This is a genomic window from Streptomyces sp. RB17 (genome assembly GCF_009604455.1).
GTDB lineage: Bacteria > Actinomycetota > Actinomycetes > Streptomycetales > Streptomycetaceae > Streptomyces.
Genome location: NZ_WEGL01000010.1, coordinates 122016 through 148452, shown reverse-complemented (window position 1 = coordinate 148452; position 26437 = coordinate 122016). Strand labels below are relative to the sequence as shown.

22 protein-coding genes are annotated in these 26437 nt (G+C 72.1%); 12 read left to right on the top strand and 10 right to left on the bottom strand.

Annotated elements, in window-relative coordinates; genetic code table 11:
* Positions 1-37 precede the first annotated feature (37 nt).
* Genes SRB17_RS36795 through SRB17_RS36785 form a run of 3 tightly spaced genes read left to right on the top strand, consistent with a single transcriptional unit; the run spans position 38 to position 3510 of the window.
* On the top strand, positions 38-1639 hold the full coding sequence (locus SRB17_RS36795) for an ABC transporter permease (protein WP_153545224.1): 1602 nt from the start codon (positions 38-40) through the stop codon (positions 1637-1639).
* A gap of 28 nt (positions 1640-1667) precedes the next feature.
* Positions 1668-2687 (top strand): ABC transporter ATP-binding protein, encoded by a 1020-nt coding sequence (locus SRB17_RS36790; protein WP_153545222.1) that lies wholly within the window; start codon positions 1668-1670, stop codon positions 2685-2687.
* 25 nt (positions 2688-2712) lie between these two features.
* Positions 2713-3510, top strand: coding sequence for a maleylpyruvate isomerase family mycothiol-dependent enzyme (locus tag SRB17_RS36785; RefSeq protein ID WP_153545220.1), 798 nt, complete (start codon positions 2713-2715; stop codon positions 3508-3510).
* Between the two features lie 85 nt (positions 3511-3595).
* Here SRB17_RS36785 and SRB17_RS36780 read toward each other — a convergent pair whose 3' ends face one another.
* The 7 genes from SRB17_RS36780 to SRB17_RS36750 all read right to left on the bottom strand — a co-directional run bounded on the left by SRB17_RS36780 (position 3596) and on the right by SRB17_RS36750 (position 10528).
* A complete protein-coding gene (locus tag SRB17_RS36780; RefSeq protein WP_153545218.1) occupies positions 3596-4285 on the bottom strand; it encodes an LAETG motif-containing sortase-dependent surface protein in 690 nt (229 codons plus the stop codon).
* 167 nt (positions 4286-4452) lie between these two features.
* Positions 4453-5571, bottom strand: coding sequence for an LOG family protein (locus SRB17_RS36775; RefSeq protein WP_323376920.1), 1119 nt, complete (start codon positions 5569-5571; stop codon positions 4453-4455).
* 16 nt (positions 5572-5587) lie between these two features.
* Positions 5588-5995, bottom strand: coding sequence for a VOC family protein (locus SRB17_RS36770; protein ID WP_153545216.1), 408 nt, complete (start codon positions 5993-5995; stop codon positions 5588-5590).
* A 116-nt stretch (positions 5996-6111) separates the two neighbouring features.
* Complete coding sequence (locus SRB17_RS36765; RefSeq protein WP_323376917.1) at positions 6112-7710, bottom strand: hypothetical protein; 1599 nt, start codon at positions 7708-7710, stop codon at positions 6112-6114.
* Positions 7692-8432 (bottom strand): ABC transporter ATP-binding protein, encoded by a 741-nt coding sequence (locus SRB17_RS36760; RefSeq protein WP_153545214.1) that lies wholly within the window; start codon positions 8430-8432, stop codon positions 7692-7694. The genes SRB17_RS36765 and SRB17_RS36760 overlap by 19 nt, the downstream gene beginning before the upstream one ends.
* A gap of 190 nt (positions 8433-8622) precedes the next feature.
* On the bottom strand, positions 8623-9987 hold the full coding sequence (locus tag SRB17_RS36755; RefSeq protein ID WP_323376915.1) for an aspartate aminotransferase family protein: 1365 nt from the start codon (positions 9985-9987) through the stop codon (positions 8623-8625).
* A gap of 19 nt (positions 9988-10006) precedes the next feature.
* The gene (locus tag SRB17_RS36750; protein WP_323376913.1) at positions 10007-10528 is read right to left on the bottom strand and encodes an Lrp/AsnC family transcriptional regulator; all 522 of its coding nucleotides are present in this window, start codon (positions 10526-10528) and stop codon (positions 10007-10009) included.
* A gap of 170 nt (positions 10529-10698) precedes the next feature.
* Between SRB17_RS36750 and SRB17_RS36745 the strand changes: the two genes are divergently transcribed.
* The gene (locus tag SRB17_RS36745; protein WP_323376912.1) at positions 10699-12138 is read left to right on the top strand and encodes a gamma-aminobutyraldehyde dehydrogenase; all 1440 of its coding nucleotides are present in this window, start codon (positions 10699-10701) and stop codon (positions 12136-12138) included.
* A gap of 93 nt (positions 12139-12231) precedes the next feature.
* On the opposite strand, the gene SRB17_RS36740 is transcribed toward SRB17_RS36745, so the two are convergent.
* Positions 12232-12462 (bottom strand): hypothetical protein, encoded by a 231-nt coding sequence (locus SRB17_RS36740; RefSeq protein WP_153545210.1) that lies wholly within the window; start codon positions 12460-12462, stop codon positions 12232-12234.
* 123 nt (positions 12463-12585) lie between these two features.
* Positions 12586-12828 (bottom strand): hypothetical protein, encoded by a 243-nt coding sequence (locus tag SRB17_RS36735; protein ID WP_153545208.1) that lies wholly within the window; start codon positions 12826-12828, stop codon positions 12586-12588.
* 723 nt (positions 12829-13551) lie between these two features.
* Here SRB17_RS36735 and SRB17_RS36730 point away from each other — a divergent pair.
* From SRB17_RS36730 to SRB17_RS36700, 7 genes are all read left to right on the top strand, one after another.
* Positions 13552-14745, top strand: a complete 1194-nt coding sequence (locus SRB17_RS36730; protein WP_153545206.1) for an extracellular solute-binding protein — start codon at positions 13552-13554, stop codon at positions 14743-14745.
* 94 nt (positions 14746-14839) lie between these two features.
* Positions 14840-15253, top strand: a complete 414-nt coding sequence (locus SRB17_RS36725) for a hypothetical protein (protein WP_153545204.1) — start codon at positions 14840-14842, stop codon at positions 15251-15253.
* Between the two features lie 120 nt (positions 15254-15373).
* Positions 15374-16330, top strand: coding sequence for a hypothetical protein (locus tag SRB17_RS36720; RefSeq protein ID WP_323376909.1), 957 nt, complete (start codon positions 15374-15376; stop codon positions 16328-16330).
* A gap of 52 nt (positions 16331-16382) precedes the next feature.
* Entirely contained in the window at positions 16383-17039 is a 657-nt protein-coding gene (locus tag SRB17_RS36715; RefSeq protein ID WP_153545202.1) for a hypothetical protein, read from the top strand.
* Positions 17023-17997 (top strand): inositol monophosphatase family protein, encoded by a 975-nt coding sequence (locus tag SRB17_RS36710; RefSeq protein WP_153545200.1) that lies wholly within the window; start codon positions 17023-17025, stop codon positions 17995-17997. The genes SRB17_RS36715 and SRB17_RS36710 overlap by 17 nt, the downstream gene beginning before the upstream one ends.
* 149 nt (positions 17998-18146) lie before the next feature.
* Positions 18147-18986 (top strand): helix-turn-helix transcriptional regulator, encoded by an 840-nt coding sequence (locus SRB17_RS36705; protein WP_323376907.1) that lies wholly within the window; start codon positions 18147-18149, stop codon positions 18984-18986.
* Positions 18958-19164 carry a DUF397 domain-containing protein gene (locus SRB17_RS36700; protein ID WP_153545198.1) on the top strand — a complete coding sequence of 69 codons (207 nt, stop codon included), beginning with the start codon at positions 18958-18960 and terminating at the stop codon, positions 19162-19164. The genes SRB17_RS36705 and SRB17_RS36700 overlap by 29 nt, the downstream gene beginning before the upstream one ends.
* Here the strand turns inward: SRB17_RS36700 and SRB17_RS36695 are convergent.
* Entirely contained in the window at positions 19161-20444 is a 1284-nt protein-coding gene (locus SRB17_RS36695) for an SLC13 family permease (protein WP_323376905.1), read from the bottom strand. The genes SRB17_RS36700 and SRB17_RS36695 overlap by 4 nt on opposite strands.
* A 101-nt stretch (positions 20445-20545) precedes the next feature.
* Between SRB17_RS36695 and SRB17_RS36690 the strand changes: the two genes are divergently transcribed.
* Positions 20546-26380, top strand: coding sequence for a TIR domain-containing protein (locus SRB17_RS36690; protein ID WP_153545196.1), 5835 nt, complete (start codon positions 20546-20548; stop codon positions 26378-26380).
* Positions 26381-26437 lie beyond the last annotated feature (57 nt).

Genomic DNA, 26437 nt, shown 5'->3' with positions numbered 1-26437 from the left:
GAGGGACCGGCGCGGGAGCGCGGCGCGGCTCGGGCTGATGGCCCTGCCCGTCGCGTTCTTCGCGCTGTTCTTCGCCTGGCCCGTGGCCGCGATCGTCGCGCGCGGGCTGAAGGTGGACGGCGCCTGGCAGTTGGGGCGGATCGCGAACGTGGTCGCCCAGCCGGACATCCGGCACGTGCTGTGGTTCACCACCTGGCAGGCGCTCGCCTCCACCGCGCTCACCCTGCTGCTCGCGCTGCCCGCCGCGTACGTCTTCGCCCGTCTCGACTTTCCGGGCAAGCAGGTGCTGCGGGCCGTCGTCACCGTCCCGTTCGTGCTGCCGACCGTCGTCGCCGGCAGCGCGTTCCTCGCCCTCGTCGGGCACGACGGGCTGCTGGACGAGCTGTGGGGCGTACGGCTGGACACCACGGTGTGGGCGATCCTGCTGGCCCATGTCTTCTTCAACTACGCGGTCGTCGTACGGACCGTCGGCGGGCTGTGGTCCCAGCTCGACCCCCGGCAGGAGGAGGCCGCCCGCATGCTGGGCGCCTCTCCGCTCGGCGCCTGGCGGAAGGTCACCCTCGCGGCCCTCGCGCCCGCCGTGGCCGCCGCCGCCCTGATGGTGTTCCTGTTCACCTTCACTTCCTTCGGCATCGTCCAGATCCTCGGCGGCCCCACCTTCTCCACCCTCGAAGTGGAGATCTACCGGCAGACCTCCGAGGTCTTCGATCTCTCCACGGCCGCCGTCCTCACCCTCGTCCAGTTCGTCGCCGTCGGCGCGATCCTCGCCGTGCACGCCTGGACGGTACGGCGCCGGGAGACCGCGCTGCGGCTCGTCGACCCGAGGGCGACCGCCCGCCGGCCGCGCGGCGCCGGGCAGTGGGCCCTGCTCGCCGGCGTCCTGGTCACCATCGCGCTGCTGCTCGTCCTGCCCCTCGCCGTCCTCGTCCGCCGCTCCCTGGACGCGCCGGGCCTCGGCTACTACCGGGCGCTGACGAACTCCGACGGCGGTACGTTCCTGGTGGCGCCCGTGCACGCGGTGTGGACCTCGCTGCAGTACGCCGTCGCCGCCACCGCCATCGCCGTCGTGATCGGAGGTCTCGCGGCCGCCGCGCTTGCCCGCCGGGATGCCGGACGACTGGTCCGGGGCTTCGACGCGCTGCTGATGCTGCCGCTCGGCGTCTCCGCCGTGACCGTCGGCTTCGGCTTTCTGATCGCCCTCGACAAGCCGCCGCTGGACCTCAGACAGTCCTGGATCCTCGTCCCGCTCGCACAGGCGCTGGTCGGCGCCCCCTTCGTCGTACGGACCATGCTGCCCGTGCTGCGTGCGGTGGACGTACGGCTCCGGGAGGCCGCCGCCGTGCTCGGGGCCTCGCCCTGGCGGGTGTGGCGGGAGGTCGATCTGCCGATGGTGGGGCGGGCGCTGCTGGTCGCGGCCGGGTTCGCGTTCGCCGTCTCGCTCGGCGAGTTCGGGGCGACCGTGTTCATCGCCCGGCCCGACAACCCGACGCTCCCGGTCGCCGTGGCCCGGCTGCTCAGCCGCCCGGGTGACCTCAACTACGGCCAGGCGATGGCCCTTTCGACGATTCTGATGGTGGTGTGCGCCGCCGCGCTGCTGATCCTGGAGCGACTGCGCACCGACCGGACGGGGGAGTTCTGATGCTGCTGACCGGACCGGGGAGTTCTCGATGCTGCTGAGCCTCGATGCCGCGACCGTGCGCTTCGGCGGGCGGGCCGTGCTCGACGCCGTCGATCTCGACGTCGCCGAGCACGAGGTGGTGTGTGTGCTGGGCCCCAGCGGCAGCGGGAAGTCGACCCTGCTGCGGGCGGTCGCCGGGCTCCAGCCCCTCACCGGCGGACGCGTGTTGCTCGACGGCCGCGACCAGTCGGGCGTGCCCGCGCATCGGCGCGGCGTCGGGCTGATGTTCCAGGACCACCAGCTGTTCCCGCAGCGGGACGTCGGCGCGAACGTGGCGTTCGGGCCGCGTATGCACGGCATCGCCAAGGGTGAACGCGACGCGGAGGTCGGGCAGTTGCTGGACCTGGTCGGGCTGCCCGGGTCCGCCCGGCGCGCCGTGGCCTCCCTGTCCGGCGGCGAGCAGCAGCGCGTCGCCCTCGCCCGGGCACTGGCGCCCCGGCCCCGGCTGCTCATGCTCGACGAACCGCTCGGCCAGCTCGACCGCTCGCTGCGCGAACGCCTCGTGGTCGAACTGCGGGAACTGTTCGGCCGGTTGGGTACGACCGTACTCGCCGTCACCCACGACCAGGGCGAGGCGTTCGCGCTGGCCGACCGGGTGGTGGTGATGCGGGACGGGCGGATCGCGCAGTCCGGCACCCCGCTCCAGGTGTGGCAGCGGCCCGCCGACGCGTTCGTGGCCCGCTTCCTCGGCTTCGACAACGTGGTACCGGCGACCGTCGCCGGTACGGCCGCCGACAGCCCCTGGGGCAAGCTGCCGGTCCCCGACGGCTCCCCGCAGGGCGCGCGCACGCTCCTGGTCCGGCCCGCCGGGGTACGGCTCGTGGCGGCCGACACCGGCCTTCCGTGCACGGTGACCGCGCGCACCTTCAGGGGCACCCATGTGGCGGTCCACCTCCAGCCCGCGGACGGTCCGCGTCTGGAGGCGGCATGCCCGCTGCGGGAGGCGCCCGAGGCCGGGGACGGGGTGGGCGTGGAGTTCGACGCGGCCGAAATCGTCGTGCTCGACTGATCATCGCGCCCCTAGGGTGGGGGCCATGACCCTGCTCGCGCATGAGCGCTACTGCGACGAAATCGCCCACCAGGTCGAGCAGCTGAGGTCGGTGGTGACCTCGGGCGCCGACCTGTCCGCGACCGTGCCGACCTGCCCGGACTGGTCGCTGGAGGACCTCGTACGACATATGGGCGGCGCCCTGCGCTGGGTGGACGCCCTGGTGCGCGGCCGGGCCCAGGAGAACATCCCGGAGGAGCGGATCACGCTGGCTGGCGGGCCGGGGCAGCGGGGCGACGCCGGGGCCCTGGACGCCTGGCTGGCGGAGACCGGCGAGCTGGTCGTCGGCGCGCTGCGCGAGGCCGGGCCGGACACCAAGGTGTGGACCTGGGCCGGAGTGCCGAACTCCGGGTTCTGGGCGCGCCGGATGGCCCACGAGATCACCGTGCACCGCGCCGACGCGACGCTCGCGGCCGGACTGCCGTACGAGGTGGCGCCGGAGATCGCCGCCGACGCGGTGGACGAGTGGCTGGAGATCGTGGAGTGGGCGCAGCGGAACATCCCGCACGATGCGGCGAAGGAACTGCGCGGCCCGGGTCGCAGCATCCACCTGCACGCCACCGACGCCGCCCCCGCGCTGAACGCCGAGTGGCTGATCGAACTGGGCGAGGACGGAGTCACCTGGCGGCGCGGCCACGAGAAGGCCACGGTCGCCCTGCGCGGACCGCTCACCTCCGTGCTGCTGGCCTTCTACCGGCGGCTGCCGCTGGACGCGCCCGGGCTCGAGGTGCTGGGCGAGCGCGAGTTGCTGGAGTTCTGGCTGGAGCGGGCCACCTTCGGCTGACCCTGCCCCCCGCATACGACCGCGGCCCGTCCCCTGGGGATAGGGGGACGGGCCGCGGTGGCGTACTGGTGAGGCGGGCGAGGCGTCAGCCGTTGCCGCGCGCTCCACGACGGCGCATGCCGAAGTAGACCGCGCCACCGCCGACGACGACCAGCGCGCCCGCGATGCCGGCGATCAGGCCGGTGTTGGAGTTGGCACCGGTCTCGGCGAGGTTCGAGTCACCGGCCGCCGGGGAGGGCGCGTTGCTCGGCGCGGCGCTCGCCGGGGCGGAGCTGGACTCGGAGGCCGACGGAGTCGGGGTCGCCGACCCGCTCGGAGCGGACGTCGACGGCGACGGCTTCGGCGTCGAGGAGGCCGGCGGGGTCGGGGAGTCGGTCTCACAGGCCGCGGCCGGCGTGACCAGGTCCGGGGTGATGAACTGGTCGAAGTGGAATCGGCCGGCGTCGACCTTGACGTTGATGCGGTAGGTGGTCTTGGCCTTCCAGTCCACGTCGATCGGGGTCTTCGTGCCCTCGGCGGAACCCTTGACGTCCGTCTCGGCGACCTTCGTGTCGACAGCGTCATTCGTCTCGAACACGGTGATGTGAGCGGTGGTGCGGGACGAGTCGGTGTCGGTGATGACGATCTGGCCCTTGCCACCGACACAGGTGGCTTCGGCCGAGAAGTCACCGATCTGGCACGCGAGCGCGGAGCTGGACAGACCCAGCACCACGGCGGCCGAGGCGGAGGCAACACCCAGGATGCGCACGGTACGGTGTGCGCTGCGGCGAGTCATGGACACGTTTGTCCTTTACAGAGTGCATAACTGCGGGGGGTTTAAGGGGATTTGAGGCGTCGGATGAGGTGAGGCCCCATCACCCCCAAGAGGCTCACAGGTCTATAAGCGTTCCATAAGCAGTGTCAACGCATATGCCACCAACAGTCGTTGACTTTGCTCGCTTATTAACCACCGAGACGTTTGATCGCGTCCGGGGCCTGCTCGATCCGGTCAACCAGGGCGATACGGGACTCCATCGACCGTCCCCGTGCCAACGACCGCAACAGCGGCCAGGCCGGCAACTCTCGTGTCCAGTGCTCCTCGTCGACCAGCACCATCGGCGTCGGCTCACCGCGCGACCCGTAGTAGTTCGGCGTCGCGTTGTCGAAGATCTCCTGTACGGTCCCGGCGGCGCCCGGCAGGAAGACGACCCCGGCGTCGGAGCGGGCCAGCAGGCCGTCCTCGCGGGTGGCGTTGGCGAAGTACTTGGCCGTGTGCGCGGCGAAGGCGTTGGGCGGCTCGTGGCCGTAGAACCAGGTGGGGATGCCCACCGACGCACCGCCGCCCGGCCAGCGTTCGCGGACCTCGAACGCGGCGCGCGCCCAGTCGGTGACGGACGGCCGGAACGAGGGGGTCTTCGCCAGGAGCCGTAGGGCGTCGTGCAGCATCTCGTCGCGGAACGGGGCGGCGTACGCGCCGAGGTTCGCGGCCTCCATCGCACCGGGCCCGCCGCCGGTGGCCACCGTGAACCCGGCGCGGGCCAGCTCGCGGCCGAGCCGCGCGGCGCCGGCGTACTCGGCGGTACCGCGGGCCATCGCGTGGCCGCCCATGACACCCACCACCCGGGCGCCGACGAGGAGTTCGTCGAGGGCGTCGGAGGCGGCGTCGTCGTGGATCGAGCGGAGCATGGAGGCGAATATGTCGCCGTCGGCCTTCGTCTCCTGGAACCAGGCGTAGGTCTTGGCGTCCACCGTCGCCTCGTAGCCGTTCTCCAGCGACTCGAAGAGTTCGTCGGGCGTGTAGGCGAAGGCGCGGTACGGGTCGAAGGGGAGGCCCGGTACGGGCGGGAAGACGAGGGCGCCGGCCGACCGGACGTGGGCGGCGGCCTCGGGGGCCATCGGGCAGCCGAGGAAGACGGCGCCCGTGGTGTCGAGGGTGAGCAGGGCTTCCGTACGGCCTGTCAGGTCGACGGCCTGGAAGCGGTATCCGGCGAGTGTGCCGTGCTCGGCGACGACCTCGTCGAACTCGGCGAGGGACTCGATCTCGCGGTCGTGGGCGGCAGGCTGGGCGGGTGTCGGATGCACCCGCCCATGCTAGGTGTCAGCCCTGGACCGCCGCGGGGTCCATCCAGATGACCTCCCAGGTGTGGCCGTCGAGGTCGTCGAAGGCCCGGCCGTACATGAAGCCGTGGTCCTGGGTCCGGCCGCTCGGGGTGGCGCCCGCCGCGAGGGCCTTGTCCACCAGTTCGTCGACCTTCTCGCGGCTCTCGGCGCTCAGCGCGACCAGCACCTCACTGGTCTTCGCGGCGTCGGCGATCTCCTTGTCGGTGAAGGTCGCGTAGAACGGCTTGGTGAGCAGCATCGCGACGATGGTGTCGCTGATCACCACGGAGGCGGCCTTCTCGTCGCTGAACTGCGGGTTGATCGTGTAGCCGAGCTCCGTGAAGAACTTCTTCGAGGCGTCGAGGTCGTTCACGGGCAGGTTCACGAAGATCATCTGCTGGTACATGGGTCTCTCTCCCGTGGTGGTCCGTGGTGGTCTGTGGTGGTTCATCGCCGGGGTCGGTGTGTTCGGTGGGTAGACCGGGGGCCACGGGAGAACTCATCGGTCGGCGGAGATCTTTTTCACCGGTCCCTCGGGAGGGCCGCCAGGGCGGCGACGACCAGGGTGAGCGGGCCGAACAGCGTCAGCAGGGCCGCCGCGCGCAGGGCCGCGGCGGCGCGCAGCATCGAGGCCGGGGCGCCGAGCCGGAGCAGCGCGGCGGTCGTGTCGGCCCGGCACTGGCGGGTCTCCACGGCCGCGGTGAGGAGGGTGGCGACCGTGCAGCCGGTGACGAGGAGCGCGGCGAAGGTGGTCAGGGGGCCGAACGCCGGTGCCGAGCCCGCGTACAGCGTGGTCATGGCGTAGCCGGCGGACCCGACCGCGCAGACCACGCCCAGGGGGCGGCCGATGCGGGTGGCCTCCGTCATGAGGACCCGGCCGGCGAGGAGGCGGAGGGCGCCCGGGCGGGAGCACTGCAGGAGAAGGCCGCACAGGTGGGTCAGGCCGGGGGCGGCCAGCACCAGGCCGGTCGCGGTGAGGAGCCAGCCGAGGAGCACGGCGGCGTTCGAGTGGTCGGCGTAGGCCTGGGCGGCGAGGCCGGTGGCGAGGAGGGCGATGCCCCAAGGGAGGCCGACGGGGGCGTCTTTGGGGGGTCGCAGGGTGCCGTCGGTCCAGTCCGGGGCCGGGGGCTCGGGGTCGGTCTCGCTGCCCGGCGCTGTGTGGTTGCCGTCCGCGCCGACCGATGCCGCCGCGGTGGCACGACTGCCTGCGGAATGCGGATGGGGTGGTGCGCCGTCGTCACGGCTGCCCGCGAGGTGGGGATCGCGTTGCGGGCCGTGGTCGCGTGCGCTCGCCGGCCGGTGGCCGGGTCGCTCGCCGTAGGCACCTGTGCCGCCGGGCTGTTCGCCGTGGGCACCCGTGCTGCCCCCGGACTGTGCTCCGTGGGCGCGTGCGTCCTCGGGCCGTTCGCCCTCGTCGCGCGCGCCCCCCGGCCGGCCCCCGGGCTGTGCGCCGTCGTCCGCCTGGCCGTGCTCGTCGCGAGGGGCCCCGGCCGCCCCCGGCCGCCGTCGCGCCCCGAACCTTCCGTACGTCCCGAACGTCTCCCGGGCCACCGAGTAGCCGTACGCCCCGAATCGGCCGTACCTGCGCAGGAGCGGGGTGGCGGGGCGGGGGTCCTTCGGGCGCAGGGTGAGGGCCACCGCGGTCGAGGCGGCGGCCGGGACCAGGCCCAGCAGGGTCAGGGTTGCCGGGACGGGCAGGTGTCTGCCCGCGGCCAGGAAGTCCGTCGTCGCGCCGTGGAAGGGCGCGCCCGCGAGGTCGCCGCGCAGCTGGAGGAAGACCAGTAGGGCGAGCAGCGAGCCCACCGTGCAGGACAGGGCCGTGGTCAGCGCGGCGTACGCCATCAGGCGCGCCGGACCCAGGCCGACGGCGGACAGGCCCGTGCGCGGCCGGGTGCCGGGGTCGGTGCGGGCGACGGCGAGCGCGAAGTACACCGTGGCGGCGAGCGGCACGGTGCACCAGGCGAGCCGCAGCGCGGCGGCGTCCGCGGCCTCGGGGTGGTTCAGGGCGTAGCCGAAGCAGGACAGCAGGAGGAAGCCGGTGCCGGCCGAGGCCGCCGCCACCAGCAGGCGGCGCAGTTGGACGGCGGGCCGGGCCGCCCCGGTCAGACGGAGAGCGACCACGCGGCGCGGCCTTCCGTCTCGGGGGCGTCGGGCAGATGCACGGTGCTGACGCGCCGGCCGTCCAGCAGGGCCACGGTGCGGTCGGCGAGGGCGGCGGTGTCGGGGTCGTGCGTGGCGAGGACGACCGTGATGCCGTGCGAGCGGGCGGCCGAGGTGAGCGTGCGCAGCACGTGCGTGCGGTCGGCGCGGTGCAGGGGAGCCGTGGGCTCGTCGGCGAAGAGGACCGTGGGGGCCGTGGCCAGGGACCGGGCGATGGCGACGCGCTGGCGCTCGGCCTGCTGCAGTTGGTGCGGGCGGTTGCGGACCCGGTCGCCGACGTCGAGCCGTTCCAGCCACTCCAGCGCCCTGATCTTGGCCCTGCGGCGGCCGATGCCGCGCAGCATCAGGGGGAGCGCGGCGTTCTCCCAGACGTTCAGCTCGGGGACCAGGACCGGCTCCGGGTCGATCCAGCCGAAGCGGTCCCGGCGCAGCCGCTCCCGGCGCATCGGGCCCAGGGTGTGCATGGGCGCGCTGTTGAACCACACCTCGCCGCTGGGCACCGGCACCAGGCCGGACAGACAGCGCAGCAGGGTCGTCTTGCCGCTGCCGCGCGGGCCGGTGACGGCGAGGATCTCGCCCTCGCGCACGCCGAGCGAGATCCCGGCCAGTCCTGGGGAGCCGTCGGGATGCCTGAAGTGCAGGGAGCGTGCCCAGAGCACGTCGTTGTCCGGCGGGGCCTCCATGGGCGTACACCTCGGTTCTGATCCGTTTTCCCGTGCCTCGTCCCTCGTACGGGGGAACGAAGGCTGGGCCGATCGGTCACTGGAACGCTAGGCAGCCGCCGCCGGGAGGCCGGACAGCACACGGCCCCGGGCCGCCGTTCTCACTCGAACGGACGGCACCGGGGCCGGTGTCGGTCATCCAGTCGGATGATCAGAGCTTGGTCCACGCCTCCGACAGCGTCGCGCGCAGGATCTGCTCGATCTCGTCGAACGTCTCCTGGTTGGAGATCAGCGGCGGGGCGAGCTGGACGACCGGGTCGCCACGGTCGTCGGCGCGGCAGTACAGGCCGTTGTCGTACAGCGCCTTGGAGAGGAAGCCGTACAGGACGCGCTCGGTCTCCTCCTCGTTGAAGGACTCCTTGGTGTTCTTGTCCTTCACCAGCTCGATGCCGTAGAAGAAGCCGTTGCCGCGGACGTCGCCGACGATCGGCAGGTCGTGCAGCTTCTGCAGGGTCTGCAGGAACGCGCCCTCGTTGTCCAGCACGTGCTGGTTCAGGCCCTCGCGCTCGAACAGGTCGAGGTTGGCCAGGCCCACGGCCGCCGACACGGGGTGGCCGCCGAACGTGTAGCCGTGCAGGAAGGTGTTGTCGCCCTTGTAGAACGGCTCGGCGAGCTTGTCGGAGATGATGCAGGCGCCGATCGGGGAGTAGCCCGAGGTCATGCCCTTGGCGCAGGTGATCATGTCCGGGACGTAGCCGAACTTGTCGCAGGCGAACATCGTGCCGAGGCGGCCGAAGGCGCAGATGACCTCGTCCGACACGAGCAGGACGTCGTACTTGTCGCAGATCTCGCGCACGCGCTGGAAGTAGCCGGGCGGCGGCGGGAAGCAGCCGCCGGCGTTCTGCACCGGCTCCAGGAAGACCGCGGCGACGGTGTCCGGGCCCTCGAAGAGGATCTGCTGCTCGATCTGGTCGGCGGCCCAACGGCCGAAGGCCTCGGGGTCGTCACCGAAGAGCGGGGCGCGGTAGATGTTGGTGTTCGGCACCTTGTGCGCGCCCGGGACGAGCGGCTCGAAGGGCGCCTTCAGGCCGGGCAGACCCGTGATGGACAGGGCGCCCTGCGGGGTGCCGTGGTAGGCGACCGCACGCGAGATGACCTTGTACTTGGTCGGCTTGCCCTGCAGCTTGAAGTACTGCTTGGCGAGCTTCCAGGCGGTCTCGACGGCCTCGCCGCCGCCGGTGGTGAAGAAGACCTTGTTCAGGTCGCCCGGGGCGTAGTCGGCCAGGCGCTCGGCCAGCTCGACGGCCTTCGGGTGGGCGTAGGACCACACCGGGAAGAAGGCCAGCTCCTGGGCCTGCTTGAAGGCGGTCTCGGCGAGTTCCGTGCGGCCGTGACCGGCCTGGACCACGAACAGACCCGCGAGACCGTCGAGGTAGCGCTTGCCCTTGTCGTCGTAGATGTAGGTGCCCTCACCCCGGACGATGGTCGGGACGGGGGCGTTCTCGTACGAGGACATGCGGGTGAAGTGCATCCACAGGTGGTCGTACGCGGTGCGGCTGAGGTCCTTGCTGCTCACGGTTATCGGGTCCTCACGGTTATCGGGTTCCCCACATGTAGGTCTGCTTCTTCAGCTTCAGGTAGACGAAGCTCTCGGTGGAGCGCACTCCGGGCAGGGACCGGATGCGTTTGTTGATGACGTCCAGCAGGTGGTCGTCGTCCTCGCAGACGATCTCGGCGAGGATGTCGAACGAGCCCGCGGTCATCACCACGTACTCGACTTCCGACATGTCAGTCAGCGCGTCCGCGATCTTCTCGACATCGCCCTCGGCGTTGATCCCGACCATCGCCTGCCGGCGGAAGCCCACGGTGAGCGGGTCCGTGACGGCGACGATCTGCATCACGCCCTGGTCCAGCAGCTTCTGGACGCGCTGGCGCACGGCCGCCTCGGAGAGCCCGACCGCCTTGCCGATCGCGGCGTACGGCCTGCGGCCGTCCTCCTGGAGCTGCTGGATGATGGCGAGGGAGACGGCGTCCAGCTGGGGGGTGCCGCCGTTCCTGGACTCGCGGGTGGAGTCCCTCTGGTCTGCGCTTCGACTGGCCACGACCTCACTGTGCACGAGGTCTCGACAGTTTCGCAAGCCCCGATCGATGAAATCCGTTGTCTGAGAGTCGCAGTCTTGCGGATTTCGCAGAAGTGGCGGCTGTAGGGGTGTTGAAAACGTGGGCCTGACGGCTAGGGTGGGTGTCTCAGTGAGTGGACGCAAAGAACCAGATCAGGAGGCCGGCAGTGAGCACCGAGCTGCGTCGTCTGCGCAACTACATCGACGGTGAGTTCCGGGACGCCGCCGACGGACGGACCACCGAGGTGGTCAACCCGGCGACGGGCGAGGCGTACGCGACCGCGCCGCTGTCCGGCGAGGCGGACGTGGACGCCGCGATGGAGGCCGCCGCCCGCGCCTTCCCGGCCTGGCGCGACACCACCCCCGGCGAGCGCCAGAAGGCCCTCCTCAAGATCGCGGACGCGTTCGAGGAGCGCGCCGAGGAACTGATCGCGGCCGAGGTGGAGAACACGGGCAAGCCGACCGGGCTCACCCGCTCCGAGGAGATCCCGCCGATGGTCGACCAGATCCGCTTCTTCGCGGGCGCGGCGCGGATGCTGGAGGGCCGCTCGGCCGGCGAGTACATGGAGGGGATGACCTCGATCATCCGCCGTGAGCCGGTCGGCGTCTGCGCGCAGGTCGCGCCGTGGAACTACCCGATGATGATGGCCGTATGGAAGTTCGCCCCCGCGATCGCGGCCGGCAACACGGTGGTGTTGAAGCCGTCGGACACCACCCCGGCGTCGACCGTCCTCATCGCGGACATCATCGGCTCGATCCTGCCCAAGGGCGTCTTCAACGTCGTCTGCGGCGACCGTGAGACCGGCCGGCTGATGGTCGAGCACGACACCCCGGCGATGGCCTCCATCACCGGCTCGGTCCGTGCCGGCATGTCGGTGGCCGAGTCGGCGTCGAAGGACCTCAAGCGGGTCCACCTGGAGCTGGGCGGCAAGGCCCCGGTCGTCGTCTTCGAGGACACCGACATCGCCAAGGCCGTCGAGGACATCTCCGTGGCCGGCTTCTTCAACGCCGGCCAGGACTGTACGGCCGCCTGCCGCGTCCTCGTCCACGAGTCGATCCACGACGAGTTCGTGGCCGCGCTGGCGAAGGCCGCCGCGGACACCAAGACCGGCCAGCCGGACGACGAGGACGTGCTCTTCGGCCCGCTGAACAACCCCAACCAGCTCAAGCAGGTCGAGGGCTTCATCGAGCGGCTGCCCGCGCACGCGCGCGTGGAGGCCGGCGGCAAGCGCGTCGGCGACAAGGGCTACTTCTTCGCGCCGACCGTCGTCTCCGGCGTCAAGCAGGACGACGAGATCATCCAGAAGGAGGTCTTCGGCCCGGTCATCACCGTCCAGACCTTCTCCGACGAGGACCAGGCCGTCGAGTACGCCAACGGCGTCGACTACGCCCTCGCCTCCTCGGTGTGGACCAAGGACCACGCCCGCGCGATGCGCATGTCCAAGAAGCTCGACTTCGGCTGTGTGTGGATCAACACCCACATCCCGCTGGTCGCGGAGATGCCGCACGGCGGCTTCAAGAAGTCCGGCTACGGCAAGGACCTGTCGGGGTACGGCTTCGAGGACTACACGCGCATCAAGCACGTGATGACCTCCCTCGGCGAGTAAGCAGCGGAACGGCAGTACGCGGCCCTCGGACGGGTTCACCTCCCCGTCCGGGGGCCGCGCCGTTCCGCCGAGCGCTCCGGTGTACGGCGGCCCTCACCACAGGCCGGTCGACACGGCGATCAGCATCCCGGGAACCGCGCCCAGTGCCAGTCCCACGCCGAACAGCAGCAGGGGGACGGAGACGACCAGGGACAGCGGGGCGAGGAACAGCTCCGTCGGGGTGATCAGTGTGTGCTCCTCCTGCCCCTCGACCAGCCACAGGCGGCGGGCCGGCAAGGCGACCAGGGACGGGGTCGGGCACGCCGCGCCGGTACGTCGTCTCACGACCGGCGGCGTCCGTGTGGACGTAGCGCTGTTCCCAGGGGCCGGCGCCGCCGTGGGCGCGCTCGGTGCCGCGGTACTCGGCGGCGACGCGTCCGCCTCGGACGGCGCTCCGGTTCCGCGACATCACCCCCGGCAGAGCACGCCTCCGCCGCCGGTCGGCATGAGCCCGAAGTACAGGAGCGGGAGGCAGACCAGCGCCGGGGTCCAGCCGCCCCGAATGCCGACGACCAGGCAGTAGCAGGGCAGGGCCACGAGGCCGGCCCGGGTCAGCAGTTGCCGGGTGGTGTAGCGCTCCGTCAGCCGCAGCCGACGAGCGGCCACGCCGCTCCGGGAGACGTCCGCAAGCGTGACGGCGGTCCTGTCCACCGTGTTTGGCGAGAGCACGTCACCGCGGGGGCGTCGGCATGCCGACGCCCTGGCTCCGGACGGGCGGGGGCCTCGGCCGGTCGCTGTCCTGGCTCCGGACGGGCGGGGGCTTCGCGCGGCCCGGTGCCTTCGCCGAGGGCAGGCCGGGGCCCGCCTTCACCGCCCCCTCTCCTTCGCCGCCCCCGCCCCCGTCCCCTTCCCCGTCTCTTTCTCCGCCCCCGTCCCCGGCCTCCCCCGGGTGGCTCGGCCGATCCCGGCGTGTCGGCCGGCAGTGTGCCGACGAGACGGGTGTCGAGGCGGTCCAGTGCGGCGAGGCCCTCGTCCAGTTCCCGTCTCGCTGCGGCCGGATCGCGGTCGGCCACCCGTGAGGCCCGCTCATAGGCGTCCAGCGCCCCGGCGTACTCGACGGCCATCACATGGGTGACGCCCGGACGGTCCGGGGCGAACGGATGCCCCGCGAGCAGCTCGCCGAACACCGTCAACCGGCCCCGCGGGCGGGCCGATTCCTCCCGCGCCTCGCGGCGCCGCTTCCCCTGTGGCAGCACCCGGCCATCGTCCTCCCGGGGAGCGGCCGAGGCACTGCGCGACGCGGGACGCATACCCGGTCGCACGTTTTCCGTACTCCGGCAACGGGCCGTTGATCGACAGGGTGTCGGTCAGCCGGAGGCATGCTCGACGCAGCGTCGATTGTCCGGTCGCCGTGCCTGACGGCATGCTTCCGGGATGCCTCGGACCTCTTCCCGTACGACTCCGCTGTCCCGCCGCTCCCTCCTGCGCGCCCTCGGCGGCACCGCCGCGCTCGGTGCGCTGGCCGGCTGCGGGGTGCCCGCCGCCTACGTCGCCCCCGGAGACCGGGCCGTCGCCGACGAGTCCATGGCCGACAAGAAGCTGACCTGGGCGAACTGGCCGCTGTACATCGACACCGACGACCACGACCCGAACCGGCGGCCCACGCTCGAGGCGTTCGAGAGGCGCACCGGGATCTCCGTGGACTACGTCGAGGAGATCAACGACAACGACGAGTTCTTCGGCAAGATCAGCCCCGCGCTGATGAACCATCAGTCCACCGGCCGCGACCTGATCGTCATCAGCGACTGGATGTGCGCCCGGTTCGTCCGGCTGGGCTGGGTCCAGGAGATGGACCGCACCCGCCAGCCGAACGTGGCGAAGTACCTTGACCCACTGCTGCGTTCACCCGCCTTCGACAAGGGCCGCCGGTTCACGGTGCCGTGGCAGTCGGGCATCACCGGCATCGCCTACAACCGCAGGAAGCTGGGCCGCGAGATCCGCCACGTCAAGGACCTCTGGGCGAACGACCTCAAGGGCCGCGTGACCCTGCTGTCCGGCCTGGACGAGTCCTTCGCCCTCCTCATGCAGGGCAACGGAGTGGACATCTCCCGGTGGACGGCGGACGACTTCCACACCGTCTGCGACGAGGTCGAGCGCGAGATCCACCGCGGCCAGATCCGCCGCTTCACCGGCAACGACTACACCAAGGACCTGGTCAGCGGGGACGTCCTGGCCTGCCAGGCCTACTCCGGCGACGTCATCCAGCTCCAGGCCGACAACCCCGACATCCGCTTCGTCGTCCCCGAGGAGGGCGCCGAGCTGTGGTCGGACTCCCTGATGATCCCCAACCGGGCCCGCCACAAGGCCAACGCCGAGCGCCTGATCGACTACTACTACGCCCCGGAGACCGCCGCGGAACTCGCCGCCTGGGTCAACTACGTCTGCCCCGTCCCCGCCGCCCGGGACGTCCTGGCCTCCTCGAAGGACAAGCACACCGCGTCCCTCGCCGACAACCCCCTGATCTTCCCCGACTCCGCCATGCGCGAGCGCCTCGTGATCGCCCGGGACATCACCTCCACGGAGCGCGTGGAGTTCGCGAAGCGGTGGAACAGGATCGTGGGTCTTTAGGGCCGGTTGGATGCACCGGCAGCGGGAGCGCCTTCGGCGACTGGTTCATCAGTCATCCTTGGCCGGGACAGGGAACGTACACGGGGCGGAGACCATGACGATATGGGGGCTGGTCGTCGAGACGACCAGGAGTTCGGGGGACCGCAAGCACGTCGAGGCCTATGTGCTGGCGCATGTGACCGGGTCTCGTGAAGAGGCGCTCGTGGAGCTGGAGCAGCGGGCTCGGAGCTTTTCGCCCGAGCATCCCAGAAGCCCCAGGCGTCGTCGGCTGCTTCGGGACGGTGACGGGTTTCTGCTCGTCGTCGACGGGGCGTGGCAGTCGTTCGCCACCCGGTTCACGGTGGCGGAACTGCTGGAGGACTCCGCCGCGCCCGTCACCGTACCGGAACCCGTGGAGGAGCCGGGCGAGACCGCTGGTGAACCTGAGGAGCCGGGGAAGCCGGTCGAGCGGTACGCCGACGGTGTGCCCGTCAAGCCCGCCTGGCTGGGACGGGACGACCTGCCGTGAGAACGTGCGCCCACCATGAGGTCGGTGGCGTGATCAACCTCGACTTCGCGGCCGATTGACCCATGGCTCACCAACTCCCCTTCCTCCTACGATGGATACCACCGTCGGGGGAGGGTGGACGTGACGAACAGCGCACCGCAAGGGGCCGGGCGTCGGCTGGAGGACGCGATCGCCTGGGCGGTCCGGAACGCGGACGGGATCGTCGCCATCGTCGTCGCCGTCGCCGTCGGGCTGATGGACGTGCTGAACCAGAACATGGACCCCAACATCGTCTCCGGCGCCACCCTGCTGGTGCTCGCGGCGCTGGTGTACGGCTCGCTCACCGAGCGGCGCCGTCGGATGGCCGACATCCGGACCGCGACCGCCGGGACGAGCAGGGCCATCGAGGACCTGGCGATGGTGCGCACGCTCTCCGGGGCCGAGGTCGCGCTCGCGCACGAGCGGGCCCGGCGCACCACCAGCCGCTGGGTGTTCAAGGGCGGCACCGGCACCTATCTGCGCGCCGTCACGCTGCCCGAGTGCGTGCTGGAGGCACAGCGGCAGCGCCGCTCCCTCAGCATGAAGATCGACATCATCAACCCGGCCGACGAGCAGGTGTGCGCCGCCTACGCCCGGTTCCGCAGCACCTTCGGCCCCGGCCCCGGCGACGCCGAGTGGACCGTCGAGCGCACCCGCAAGGAGGCGTACGCCACCGTGGTCGCCGCCGGCTGGCACCGGCAGCGGCTGGACACCCTGGAGATCGACGTCCATCTGTCCTCCGTGGCACCGGCGTTGCGGTTCGACCTCTCCGACAGCTGCCTGATCATCACCCAGGACGACCCCAGCCGGGTCAGCCTCTGCGTGGAGCGCGACCGGCCGCTCTACGACTACTACGTCACCGAGCTGCACCAGAGCCGCGAGCAGGCGGCCAAGCTCGATCTGCGCGAGGCCGTCCCGCTCGCCGACGAACCGACCGTCGACGAGGTCAGACGCCTGCTCGACCGGCTCGGCCTGCCGCTTCCGCCGAGCTTCACCGACCGTGACGTGGGCGACATCATCGACAAGGCGCTGCGCGCGGAGAACCCGTACCGCAGGTGAGCGAGCGCCGTGTTCCGGCCAAGGGGACCGAGGGGGACCGAGGGGGAGGAACATGGACTATCCGGCTCTGGAACGGGCCGCCCGGCGGCACGCCACCGCCGAGCTGACCCGACACGCCGTATCGGAACTCGACCTGATCGTCTCCGGCCGCCGCACCCTGCACGCGGTACGGCACCCACTCGGGTTCGTCTGCCTGCCCATCCTGCGCGACGGGGACGACGGCGTCTGCGTCCACGTCTTCGGCACACCGGAGGCGGAGGCCGACCGTTCGCTGGCCCAAGTGCACTGCCACAGCTGGGACTTGACCAGCACCGTGCTGTACGGGCGACTCGACAACCGGCGCGTGCACATCGACGACGACACCGGCGACCCCACCCACCGGGTCTTCGAAGTGCTCAGCGACCCCTCCGGCGTGGACGAACTACGGCCCACCGAACGGCTGGTGCGCTGCCGCCCCGGCTCGCGGCAGACCAGCGCGCGGGGCCAGAGCTACGCCCTCCCGGCGGGTGAATTCCACACCAGCGTGGTGCCGGACGGCCGCCCCACCGCCACCCTGGTCCTGGGCCGGACCCTGCCCGGCCGGGTGGACCTCTCCCTGGGCCCGCCGTCCGCCCGGGGGCACCGCATGGTCCGCCGGACCTGCGACGCGACCCAGACCGCCCGGATCGCGCGGGCCGCCCTCAGGAGGATCCATGAGCCCGAACCCTGACCCCCGGCCCTCGCCGGCCGGTTACGACGCCGAGCGACGTACGGCCGTGGGCGCCGCCGAGGAGGCCGGGGCGCTGCTGCGGTCCCGCTTTCCCGACGGGTTCGCCGCCCGGCCCAAGGGGCAACTCGGGGACGTGGTCACCGACTTGGACGTCGCCGCCGAGCGGCTGGTGGTCGGGCGCCTCCGGGACCGCTTCCCGCACGACCGGATCCTCGCGGAGGAGTCCGGTGAACTGGCGGGGGACGGTGGGGGCCGCACCTGGCTGGTGGACCCGCTCGACGGCAGCAACAACGTGGTGATCGGGCTGGCCGTGTACGTCGTCGGCATCGCGCTGTGTGTCGATGACACGCCGGTGGTCGGGGTCGTCCACGATCCGATGACCGGCCGCACGTGGTCCGCGCTGCGGGGCGGTGGCGCCCACGGTCCGGGCGGCCGGCTCGCCGCCGCCGCGCACGGACGCCCGGTTCCGGCCGCCGGTCCGTTGCTGGCCTGGACCCAGGGCCACGCCGTCCCCCGCGACGACCCCTTCGCCTGCTCCCTCAGGCACACCCTCGAACTCCGCTCCCGGCGCCTGCTCCAGCTCTGGGCGCCCCTGGTGGCCTGGGCGATGCTGGCCCGGGGCGACATCGACGGCTTCGTCGGCTACCGCGCCGAAGCCATCGACCTCCCCGCCGGCGCGCTGCTCGCCCTCGAGGCCGGCATCGCCCTACGGCACCTGGACGGTGCCGAGTTCGGCGGCGGTTACGGCGGCCCCGACACCGGCCGCTCCTTCGTCGCCGGGCGCCCGGAACTCCTGCCGCACCTGCTGGACCTCGTCAGCTCTTTCGCTCCCGGCACCGAGGACACTCGCACGGCGGGAACCGCCCCGACAGGTCCAACGGCGCGGCGTCCTTCGGCGGCCGGTACGTCACCCTTGGCCCCCACGTCCGGCCGCCGTCCCGGGAGACCCTCAGCGTGAGAAACACCCTGACGTAGCCGTCTTCTTGGTCTTGCATTCCAGCGCCTTTCACTATCTGTGGCGATCCATGCACAGAGTGATGCGGGCGCGAGTACCTTCGGAAGATGACCGAGCGTGACGACGGAGTCAGCACGAGGGGGACTTGAAAGGTGGCCATCGAGGACAACCCGATCTCGCGGGTGCGGTACGGGGAGGAACTCAGGCGGCGGAGAGAGGCGGCCGGGCTCACGCAGGAGGAGCTGGGTCAACGTGTCGCGATGTCCCGCACACACATCGCCCATATCGAGGCGGGCCGGCGGCGGCCGGATGTGGAAGATGCGCGGCGGCTGGACAAAGTGCTGAACACCGGCGGGTTCTTCGAGCGGTTTCTGCCGGTGTTGGACGGCAGGAAGGTGGCCGAACATTTCGCGGAAGCACTGGAGTTCGAGGGTCAGGCCATGGAGATCCGGGAGTACGCACCCAAGCTGGTGCCCGGCATCCTTCAGACACCGGCGTACGCCCGGGAGGTGCTCAGTTCGGGTGCCTCCCCCAAGACAGCCGAGGAGCGTGACGAGCTTCTTGCCACGCGGCTTGAGCGCGCCCGCATCCTGGACAACTTCCACTCACCCAAGGTGTGGATGCTGCTCGACGAGGCAGTGCTGCGGCGGAAGATCGGCGGCGCGCAGGTGATGTGCGAGCAACTGCGTCACATTGCGGGCTTGGGGGAGAGCCACCGCATCCGCGTGCACGTGCTGCCCTTCTCGGTCGGCTACCACGCCCTGCTGGAGGGATTCGTCTCGCTCATGTGGTTCGAGGACGTTCCGCCCATTGCTTATGCGGAGGGCTTGAAGTCGGGCCGGATACTGGAACTACCGTCCGTGGTCCGCGAATGCCAGGTGGCTTACGATCACGCGCTGGGCGACGCCTTGTCGCACCGTAAGTCCCTGGCGCTGATCAGGTCGGTCGCGGAGGATTACGAACATGAAGCGCAGCGAGCAGACCTTCCCTGACACCTGGCGCAAGTCGACGTACAGCGGTGGCAGCAGTGGCGACTGCCTCGAAGTCAACGACACCGCCGCCCCCACCCACGTCCCCGTCCGCGACAGCAAGAATCCCTCCGGCCCCGCCGTCGTCTTCTCGGCGCCCGCCTGGTCGGCGTTCCTCGGTGCCGTGAAGGCGGACGGCTAGCGCGTCAGAGCCAGCGCAGCCACCCCCGCGGCCACCGCGCACGCGGCCAGTACCGTGCCGGTCCCCATCAACCGGCGGACCGGCACCCGGACGCCGTACGCATGGCAGCGCTCGTACCACAGCAGCGTGGCCAGAGATGCCCACGGCGTGATCACCGGGCCGGCGTTCGTGCCGACGAGCAGGGCCAGCAGTTGGTCGTGGTTGCCGACGGGGACGGCCGCCTCCCCGGCCAGGTAGACGGGGAGGTTGTTGAGGGCGTTGGACAGCCCGCCGCCGACCGCTGCCGCGCGGAACTGGCCGAGCGTGCCGCCGCCCGTGCCGACCGCCGAGGCCAGCAGGTGATGCAGCCCGTGCGCGTCGAACGTCTCGACCAGCAGGAACATGCCCGGCACCATCACCAGCAGCCGCCAGGGCACGAGCGACAGCCGGAGTGCGGACCGATGCCGTACCCCGAACGCCGTCACGGCCACGAGCGCGGCCGTCGCGGACGCCATCCACAGTGGTACGTCGGCCACCAGGATAGCGAGCAGAAAGCCGGCGCAGGCGAGCGCGCAGGCGCGGAACAGCACCGGGTCGGCGGGGCGGTGCACGGCGGGTGGCACATAGCGGTCGGCGGCATCCACGCGCACGTCATCCGCACGCGCCGCGCCCGGACCCGACACCGGTACGGCCGCCATCAAGCCGGAGTTGTCCACCACCGGCACCCCACGCCGTCCCCGCCGCCAGAAGAACAGCCACAAACAAGCCATCGTCACGGCCAGCGCGGCGAGTTGCGGTGCCCACATCCGGCCGGCCAGGCCCAGCGGAGACAGCGCGACCCGGTTGGCGGCCAGCAGGTTCGTCAGGTTGGACACCGGCAGCAGCAGGCTCGCGGTGTTGGCCAGCCAGACCGTCGTCATCGCCAGCGGCACCGGTGCGATGCCCACCCGGGAGGCGAGTGCCAGCATCACCGGAGTCAGCAGGACGGCCGTCGTGTCCAGGTTGAGGGCGATGGTCGTGGCCGACGCGAACAGTACGCACAGCAGGAAGAGCAGCGGATAGCTGCCCCGCCCGGCCCGCGCCACCCGCGCCGCCACCACGTCGAACACCTCGGCCCTGCTGGTCAGTTCGGCCAGCACGATCACCGTGCCCAGGAAGGCCAGGAGCGGGGCGATGCGGGTCATCGCGTCGGATGCGGAGCCCGTCGGCAGCAGTCCCGTGGCCACGCACAGCAGTCCGGTCACCAGCAGACCGATCGCCACCCGGTCGAGTACATGCAGACGCAGCAATAAGGCACGCACGGTTGGAAGGGTCGCACAGTTGTGCGCTGCTGTGACCGGGGCGTCGTCGAACGCCTGGAAACGAACGGTATCGGCCTCTCTTTTCACGGCATCATCAATACATGGTGGCTCGTCAGGACAACCCGGGGGACAGCACCGGGCCATTGGACTTCTTCATCAGTTACTCTCCGGCCGACGAGCGCTGGGCGTCCTGGATCGCCTGGACCCTGGAGGAGGCCGGGTACCGGACGGTGCTGCAGGCCTGGGACTTCGTGCCGGGCACGAACTTCGTCGACTTCATGGACCGGGGCGTGAGCGAGTCCGCCGCCGTCATCGCCGTACTCTCGCGGAACTACGAGCGCTCGCGGTACGGGCGGATGGAGTGGCAGGCGGCGCTGCGCGCCGACCCGGACGCGCCGGAGCGGCGGCTGATCACCGTACGGGTCGAGGACATCCCCGTGGAGGGGCTGCTGGCCACCATCACCTACGTGGACCTGGTGCCGGTCGCCGATCCGGCGGCGGCCCGGGAGCTGCTGCTCGCGCGGGTCCGGCAGGCGCTCGACGGGCGGGCCCGGCCCAGCCTGCCGCCCGGGTACCCGGGCGGTGCGCACGGCCGTCCGGCGACCGCCGTTCCGGCGGCACCGAGTCCCGGGCGGCCGCTGGGCGGGCCCGGGTGGGCGGGGCGCCGCAGACCGGCCGCGGCGCCGTCGTATCCGCGCGTGTCCGGGGTGGTGCGGGAGCGGGAGGCGGTCACCGTGCTCCAGCTGGCCGGGCCCGCCTTCGGGCGGGGGCAGGAGCCGGCGGAGTTGCAGGCGGCGATCTGGGGCGATCTGGTGGAGCTCGCGGACTGCGGGGCGCCCTCGCCCGATCTGCTGGTCGTCACCGGGGATCTCACCGCCTCCGGCAGCCGGCGCGAGTTCGAACAGGCCCTCGCCTTCCTCACCGGGCTGCGGGCCCTGCTCGGGCTCGAACCGCACCGGGTCGTCCTCGTCCCCGGCGGTCAGGACGTCAACCAGGCCGCCTGCCAGGCCTACTTCAGCACCTGCGAGGCCGACGAGATGCCGCCCCGGCCGCCGTACTGGCCCAAGTGGCGGCACTTCGCCAGGCTGTTCCAGGAGCTGTACCAGGGGCTCGACGTCGTCTTCGACAGCGACCAGCCCTGGACCCTCTTTCCCGTGCCGGAACTGCACACCGTGGTCGCCGGGCTCAACTCGTCCATGGCGTACAGCCATCGGCGCGACGACCAGTACGGGATGGTCGGGCGCGAGCAGGCCGCCTGGTTCGCGCAGGCGCTGCGGCCGCACGAGACGGAGGGGTGGCTGCGGATCGGGGTCGTACGGCACTCGCCCGGTGCCGCCCGCGCGGCCGCCCCCGGCGTGCGGCGCGCCGGTACGGCCGCCCTGGACGGCGCCGGGCCGCTGCGCGACACCGATGTGCTGACCCGGCTGACCGGGCCACGGTTGCATCTGCTGCTGCACGGTCCCGCCGAGCCCGGTGCGTCGCTGCCCGACCTGGTCACCACCTCCGGTGAGGTGTCGGTGATCGGCGCCGGGCGGCCCGGCGGGCACCAGCTGGTGAGCGTCGGCCGGGAGGGACTGGCCGTCTGGCAGGGACCGGGGGAGCCGCGCAGGCGGGCGGTCCCGTGGCGGCGGGCCGACCGGGCCTTCGGGCCGCAGACCCCGGACGCCGTACCCGCTGCCGATCGGGACAGCGCACCCGAGCCCGAGCCGCGCGCCGTGCAGACCCCTGCCGAGATCCTGCTCGCCCGGGTCGCCGAGGTCTGCCGCACCCGGCACGAAGGTGCCCAGATCCGCCCGGTGGACGGACCGGTGCCGCAACTCCTCGTCACCTGGAGCCAGTCGGGCTTCGTACGGCAGCAGCGGGTCGCGGTCCACATCGGCACCCCGACCGCGCAGGACGTCGACCGGTTCGTGGAGCTGGTGCACGCCGCAGACGCCGAGACGGAGGCCGAACTCGTCCACGACGGGCCGCCGCCCGCCCGCGAACTGCGGGACGCGGCCCGTCGGCGGGGCGTCCGGGTGCGCAGCTTCACCGAGTTCCAGGGGCTGCTGGACCTGCGCGGCTATGTCGCCGGGCAGAGCGAGCGGTTGCGCACCGACCCCCGCTATCCCCCGGGCATGTACCTGCCGCAGCGGTACCGGGAGGTGGAGCGCCTCGACGCCGAGGACCGCGACGGGCTCGTGGACGAGATGCTGCGGCTGCTCGACTCCGACCAGGGGCGCTTCCTGCTGCTGCTCGGCGACTTCGGGCACGGCAAGACCTTCGCGCTGCGCGAGCTGGCCCGCCGGATCCCCGGTGAACTGCCGCACCTCGTCCCGCTGTTGATCGAGCTGCACGCCCTCGACCGGGCCTATTCGTTCGAGGGTCTCGTCGCCGCGCACCTCGCCGCCCACGGCGTCGACAACATCGATCTGCGGGCCTTCAGGTACATGCTCCAGCAGGGCCGGATCGTGCTGCTCTTCGACGGCTTCGACGAGCTGGTGAACCAGGTGACGTACGACCGTGCCGCCGAGCGGCTGCAGGTCCTGCTGGACTCCGCCGTGGACAGCGCCAAGATCGTGGTGTCCAGCCGTACCCAGCACTTCCGCTCCCAGGGCCAGGTGCTCACGGCGCTCGGCGAACGCGTCGGCCTGCTCCCGCACCGCCGGGTGCTGGCCGTGCGGGAGTTCAGCCCGCAGCAGATCCGCGCCTACCTGGTCAACCGCTACGACGGCGACGAACGCGCCGCCGACCAGCGGCTGCGGCTGCTGGACGCCGTCCCCGACCTGCTCGCCCTGTGCCGCAACCCCCGGCTGCTCGGTTTCGTCGCCGACCTCGACGACGACCGGCTGCGCGCCGTCGCCGGCGCCGGGCGCGCCCTCAGCCCCGCCGGGCTGTACGAGGAGGTGCTCACCGGCTGGCTGAACTTCGAGGTCCGGCGCGGCAGCGGCAGCCCCGGCCGGGCGCCCGGGCTGTCCCTGGACCAGCTGTGGGACGCGGTCACCGCGCTCGCCCTGCGGCTGTGGGAGAGCGGGCAGGACTCGCTGCGCCTGGACGAGCTGACCGATGTCGCCGAGACCCTGACCGGGCTCGCGGACGCCCGGCTGTCGGTGCAGCAGACCGCCCACGCCATCGGCTCCGGCAGCCTGCTGGTGCGCAGCGACGACGGCGTGTTCCGGTTCATCCACGGCTCGGTGGTGGAGTGGCTGGTCGCCCGGGAGTGCGCCCGCCGGCTCACCGGCGGCGACGGCAGCCTGCTGTTCCGGCGCCAACTCGGCCAGCTGGCGGTCGAGTTCCTGTGCGACCTCACCGACCACCGGATCTGCCAGGCGTGGGCCGAGCGGGAGCTGTCCGGCACCTCCTCCTCGGAGGCCTCTGCGGACGCCGCCCGCGCCAACGCCGTGAAGATCCTCAGCCGGCTCCGCGTGCCGGCCCACACCGATCTGCGCGGCGCCGCCCTGGCCGGGGAGGACCTGTCCCACCGCGACTTCTCCGGCGTGGACCTCAGCCGCGCCGACCTGACCGACGCCCGGCTGGTCGGCGCCAACCTCTCCGGTGCGGTGCTGCGCGGCGCCCGGCTGACCGGCGCCCGGCTCGACGGCGCCGATCTGACCGGCGCCGACCTGCGCGGCGCCGACCTCGGACGGGCCCGGCTGATCGGCTCCGATCTGACCGGCGCCCGGGTGGACGGCGGCCGGTGGCGGCGGGCGGCGCTGATCGCGGCGACCACCGGCCCCCTGGACCGCAGCCCCGAGCTGGCCACCGCCGCGATCGCGCCCGGCATGGCCGTCGACTCCGGTTTCCGGCCCTCCGCGGTCGGCGTGCCGTACGGCTTCGACATGCGCACCAGCCGGCTGCCCGAACCCATCTCCTACAGCCCCGACGGCGAACTGCTCGCCGTCGGCAGCGAGGACGGCGGCGTCCTGGTCTGCGAGGCCGCCACCGGCATCCCCCAGCGCACCCTGCAGGGCCACACCGGCCGGGTGTACGCCGTCAAGTTCCGCGGCCGGGTCCTGGCCACCGGCAGCTCCGACGGCACCGTACGCCTGTGGGACCCCGTCTCCGGCCGCTGTCTGCACCGGCTGGAGATTCACGCGAGCGGGGTGTGGCCGGTCGTGCCGGACGCCGACGGCACCCTGATGGCGACCGGCGACGCCGACGGCGTGGTCACCGTCTGGGACACCGCGTCGGGCACCGCGCTGCACCGGCTGCCCGGACACTCCGCGCCCGTCTACACCATGGCCTTCGCACCGGGCGACACCACCCTGGTCACCGGTGACGCCTCCGGCGCCGTACGCCTGTGGGACCTCGGCACCGGGCGGCGGACCGGCGAACTGCCCGGCCATCGCGGCGCGGTGTACCGGGCGCGGTTCAGCCCGGACGGCACCGTGCTGGCCACCAGCGACCAGGGCGACGAGGGGGAGGGTGGCACCGTACGGGTGTGGGACCTCGAAACCGGCACCCCGCGGCACGAGTTCAGCGGGCACTCCGGCCGCGTCTACACCCTGGACTTCCACCCCGGCGGCACCCTGCTGGTCAGCGGGGACACCGAGGGGGAGGTACGGCTGTGGGACCTGGCCGGCGGGCGCTCGGCCGGGCTGCTCGGCGGCTGCCGCGGGGCCGTGTACCAGGTGCTGTTCGACCCCGACGGGAGCCTGCTCGCCGCCGGGGACAGCGCCGGGGTGGTCCGGCTGTGGCGGATCGACCCGGGGTCCGACCCCGTCGCCGTACCCCTGAACCGGCAGCCCGCCGAGCACCGGGGCTCGGTGTGGGTGTGCAAGTTCCGTCCGCACGGCGACACGCCGGGCCAGGGTCCCGGCGCGCTGCTGGTGACGGGCGGCAACGACGGTGTCGTACGGCTGTGGGACCCCGCCACCGGCCAGGGCCGGCGCATCCTGCGCGGCCACGGACGGCGCGTCGGCACCCTGTCCTTCAGCGCCGACGGCTCGATGCTGGCGGCGGGCGGCAACGACGGTGTGGTCCGCGTCTGGCGCTGTGACTCCGGCCGGCGTCTGCGCGAACTGGCCGGGCAGAGCGACCGCCTGGTGTCGGCGGCGTTCGGCCCCGCCGGGCCGCTGCTGGCGACCGCGAGCAGCGACGGCGACCTCTACCTGTGGAACGCGGCCACCGGCGAGTACCAGCGCGAACTCGACGTCGAGACCGACCATGTGTGGGCGGAGGCGTTCAGCGCCGACGGCGAACTCCTCGCCACCGCCAACGACGACGACACGGTCCGGCTGTGGTACCGGGCCACCGGGGCGCACGTCGCCACCCTCACCGAGCACTTCGGCCGGGTCCGTGCCATCGCCTTCCGGTCCGACGGGGCGGTCCTGGCCACCGGCTGCGACGACCGCAAGGTGCGGATCTGGGACATGGACGGCCGCCGCATCACCGCCGAGCTCGCCGGCCACACCGACCGGGTGTACGCCGTGGCCTTCGCCCCCGACGGCTCCTGGCTGGCCAGCGCCTCCTGGGACGGTACTGCGGTGATCTGGAAGGACGGCGAGATCGACCATCGGCTGATCGGCCACACCGGCAAGCTCTGGACGGCGGCGGTGCATCCGTCGAGGCCCTTGCTGGCGACGGCGGGCGACGACCGCACCGTCCGCCTGTGGAACCCGGACACCGGCGAGGCGACGGCTCTTCTGTCAGGTCACACCGGGCGGATCCTCGCCGTGGCCTTCAGCCCCGACGGCTCCCTGCTGGCCAGCGGCGGCGAGGACGGCACCGTACGGCTGTGGAACGTACCCGCCGACGGCCCGGCCACCCTGCGGGTCACCCTGGTCGGCATGCCCGGCGGCTGGGCGGCGCTGTCCCCGTCCGGCGGCTACAAGTACGAGGGAGACGTCACCGGCGAGTTCTGGCACGCGGTCGGCATGTGCCGCTTCGAGCCGGGGGAGCTGGACGGGCACCTGCCGGGGGTGTGGCAGGTGCCGCTGGACGAGCCGCTGGGGTAGGGGGTGTTTTTGAGGGGGCTCTTTTGAACGTGTTCAAAAGCAGGCGTACGCTCATGT

Bases quoted from the DNA above. Each gene is read 5' to 3' on its own strand.
- SRB17_RS36795 (WP_153545224.1), top strand. From the start codon at position 38: ATGGCCCTGCCCGTCGCGTTCTTCGCGCTGTTCTTCGCCTGGCCCGTG.
- SRB17_RS36790 (WP_153545222.1), top strand. From the start codon at position 1,668: ATGCTGCTGAGCCTCGATGCCGCGACCGTGCGCTTCGGCGGGCGGGCC.
- SRB17_RS36785 (WP_153545220.1), top strand. From the start codon at position 2,713: ATGACCCTGCTCGCGCATGAGCGCTACTGCGACGAAATCGCCCACCAG.
- SRB17_RS36780 (WP_153545218.1), bottom strand. From the start codon at position 4,285: ATGACTCGCCGCAGCGCACACCGTACCGTGCGCATCCTGGGTGTTGCC.
- SRB17_RS36770 (WP_153545216.1), bottom strand. From the start codon at position 5,995: ATGTACCAGCAGATGATCTTCGTGAACCTGCCCGTGAACGACCTCGAC.
- SRB17_RS36760 (WP_153545214.1), bottom strand. From the start codon at position 8,432: ATGGAGGCCCCGCCGGACAACGACGTGCTCTGGGCACGCTCCCTGCAC.
- SRB17_RS36730 (WP_153545206.1), top strand. From the start codon at position 13,552: ATGCCTCGGACCTCTTCCCGTACGACTCCGCTGTCCCGCCGCTCCCTC.
- SRB17_RS36725 (WP_153545204.1), top strand. From the start codon at position 14,840: ATGACGATATGGGGGCTGGTCGTCGAGACGACCAGGAGTTCGGGGGAC.
- SRB17_RS36715 (WP_153545202.1), top strand. From the start codon at position 16,383: ATGGACTATCCGGCTCTGGAACGGGCCGCCCGGCGGCACGCCACCGCC.
- SRB17_RS36710 (WP_153545200.1), top strand. From the start codon at position 17,023: ATGAGCCCGAACCCTGACCCCCGGCCCTCGCCGGCCGGTTACGACGCC.
- SRB17_RS36700 (WP_153545198.1), top strand. From the start codon at position 18,958: ATGAAGCGCAGCGAGCAGACCTTCCCTGACACCTGGCGCAAGTCGACG.
- SRB17_RS36690 (WP_153545196.1), top strand. From the start codon at position 20,546: ATGGTGGCTCGTCAGGACAACCCGGGGGACAGCACCGGGCCATTGGAC.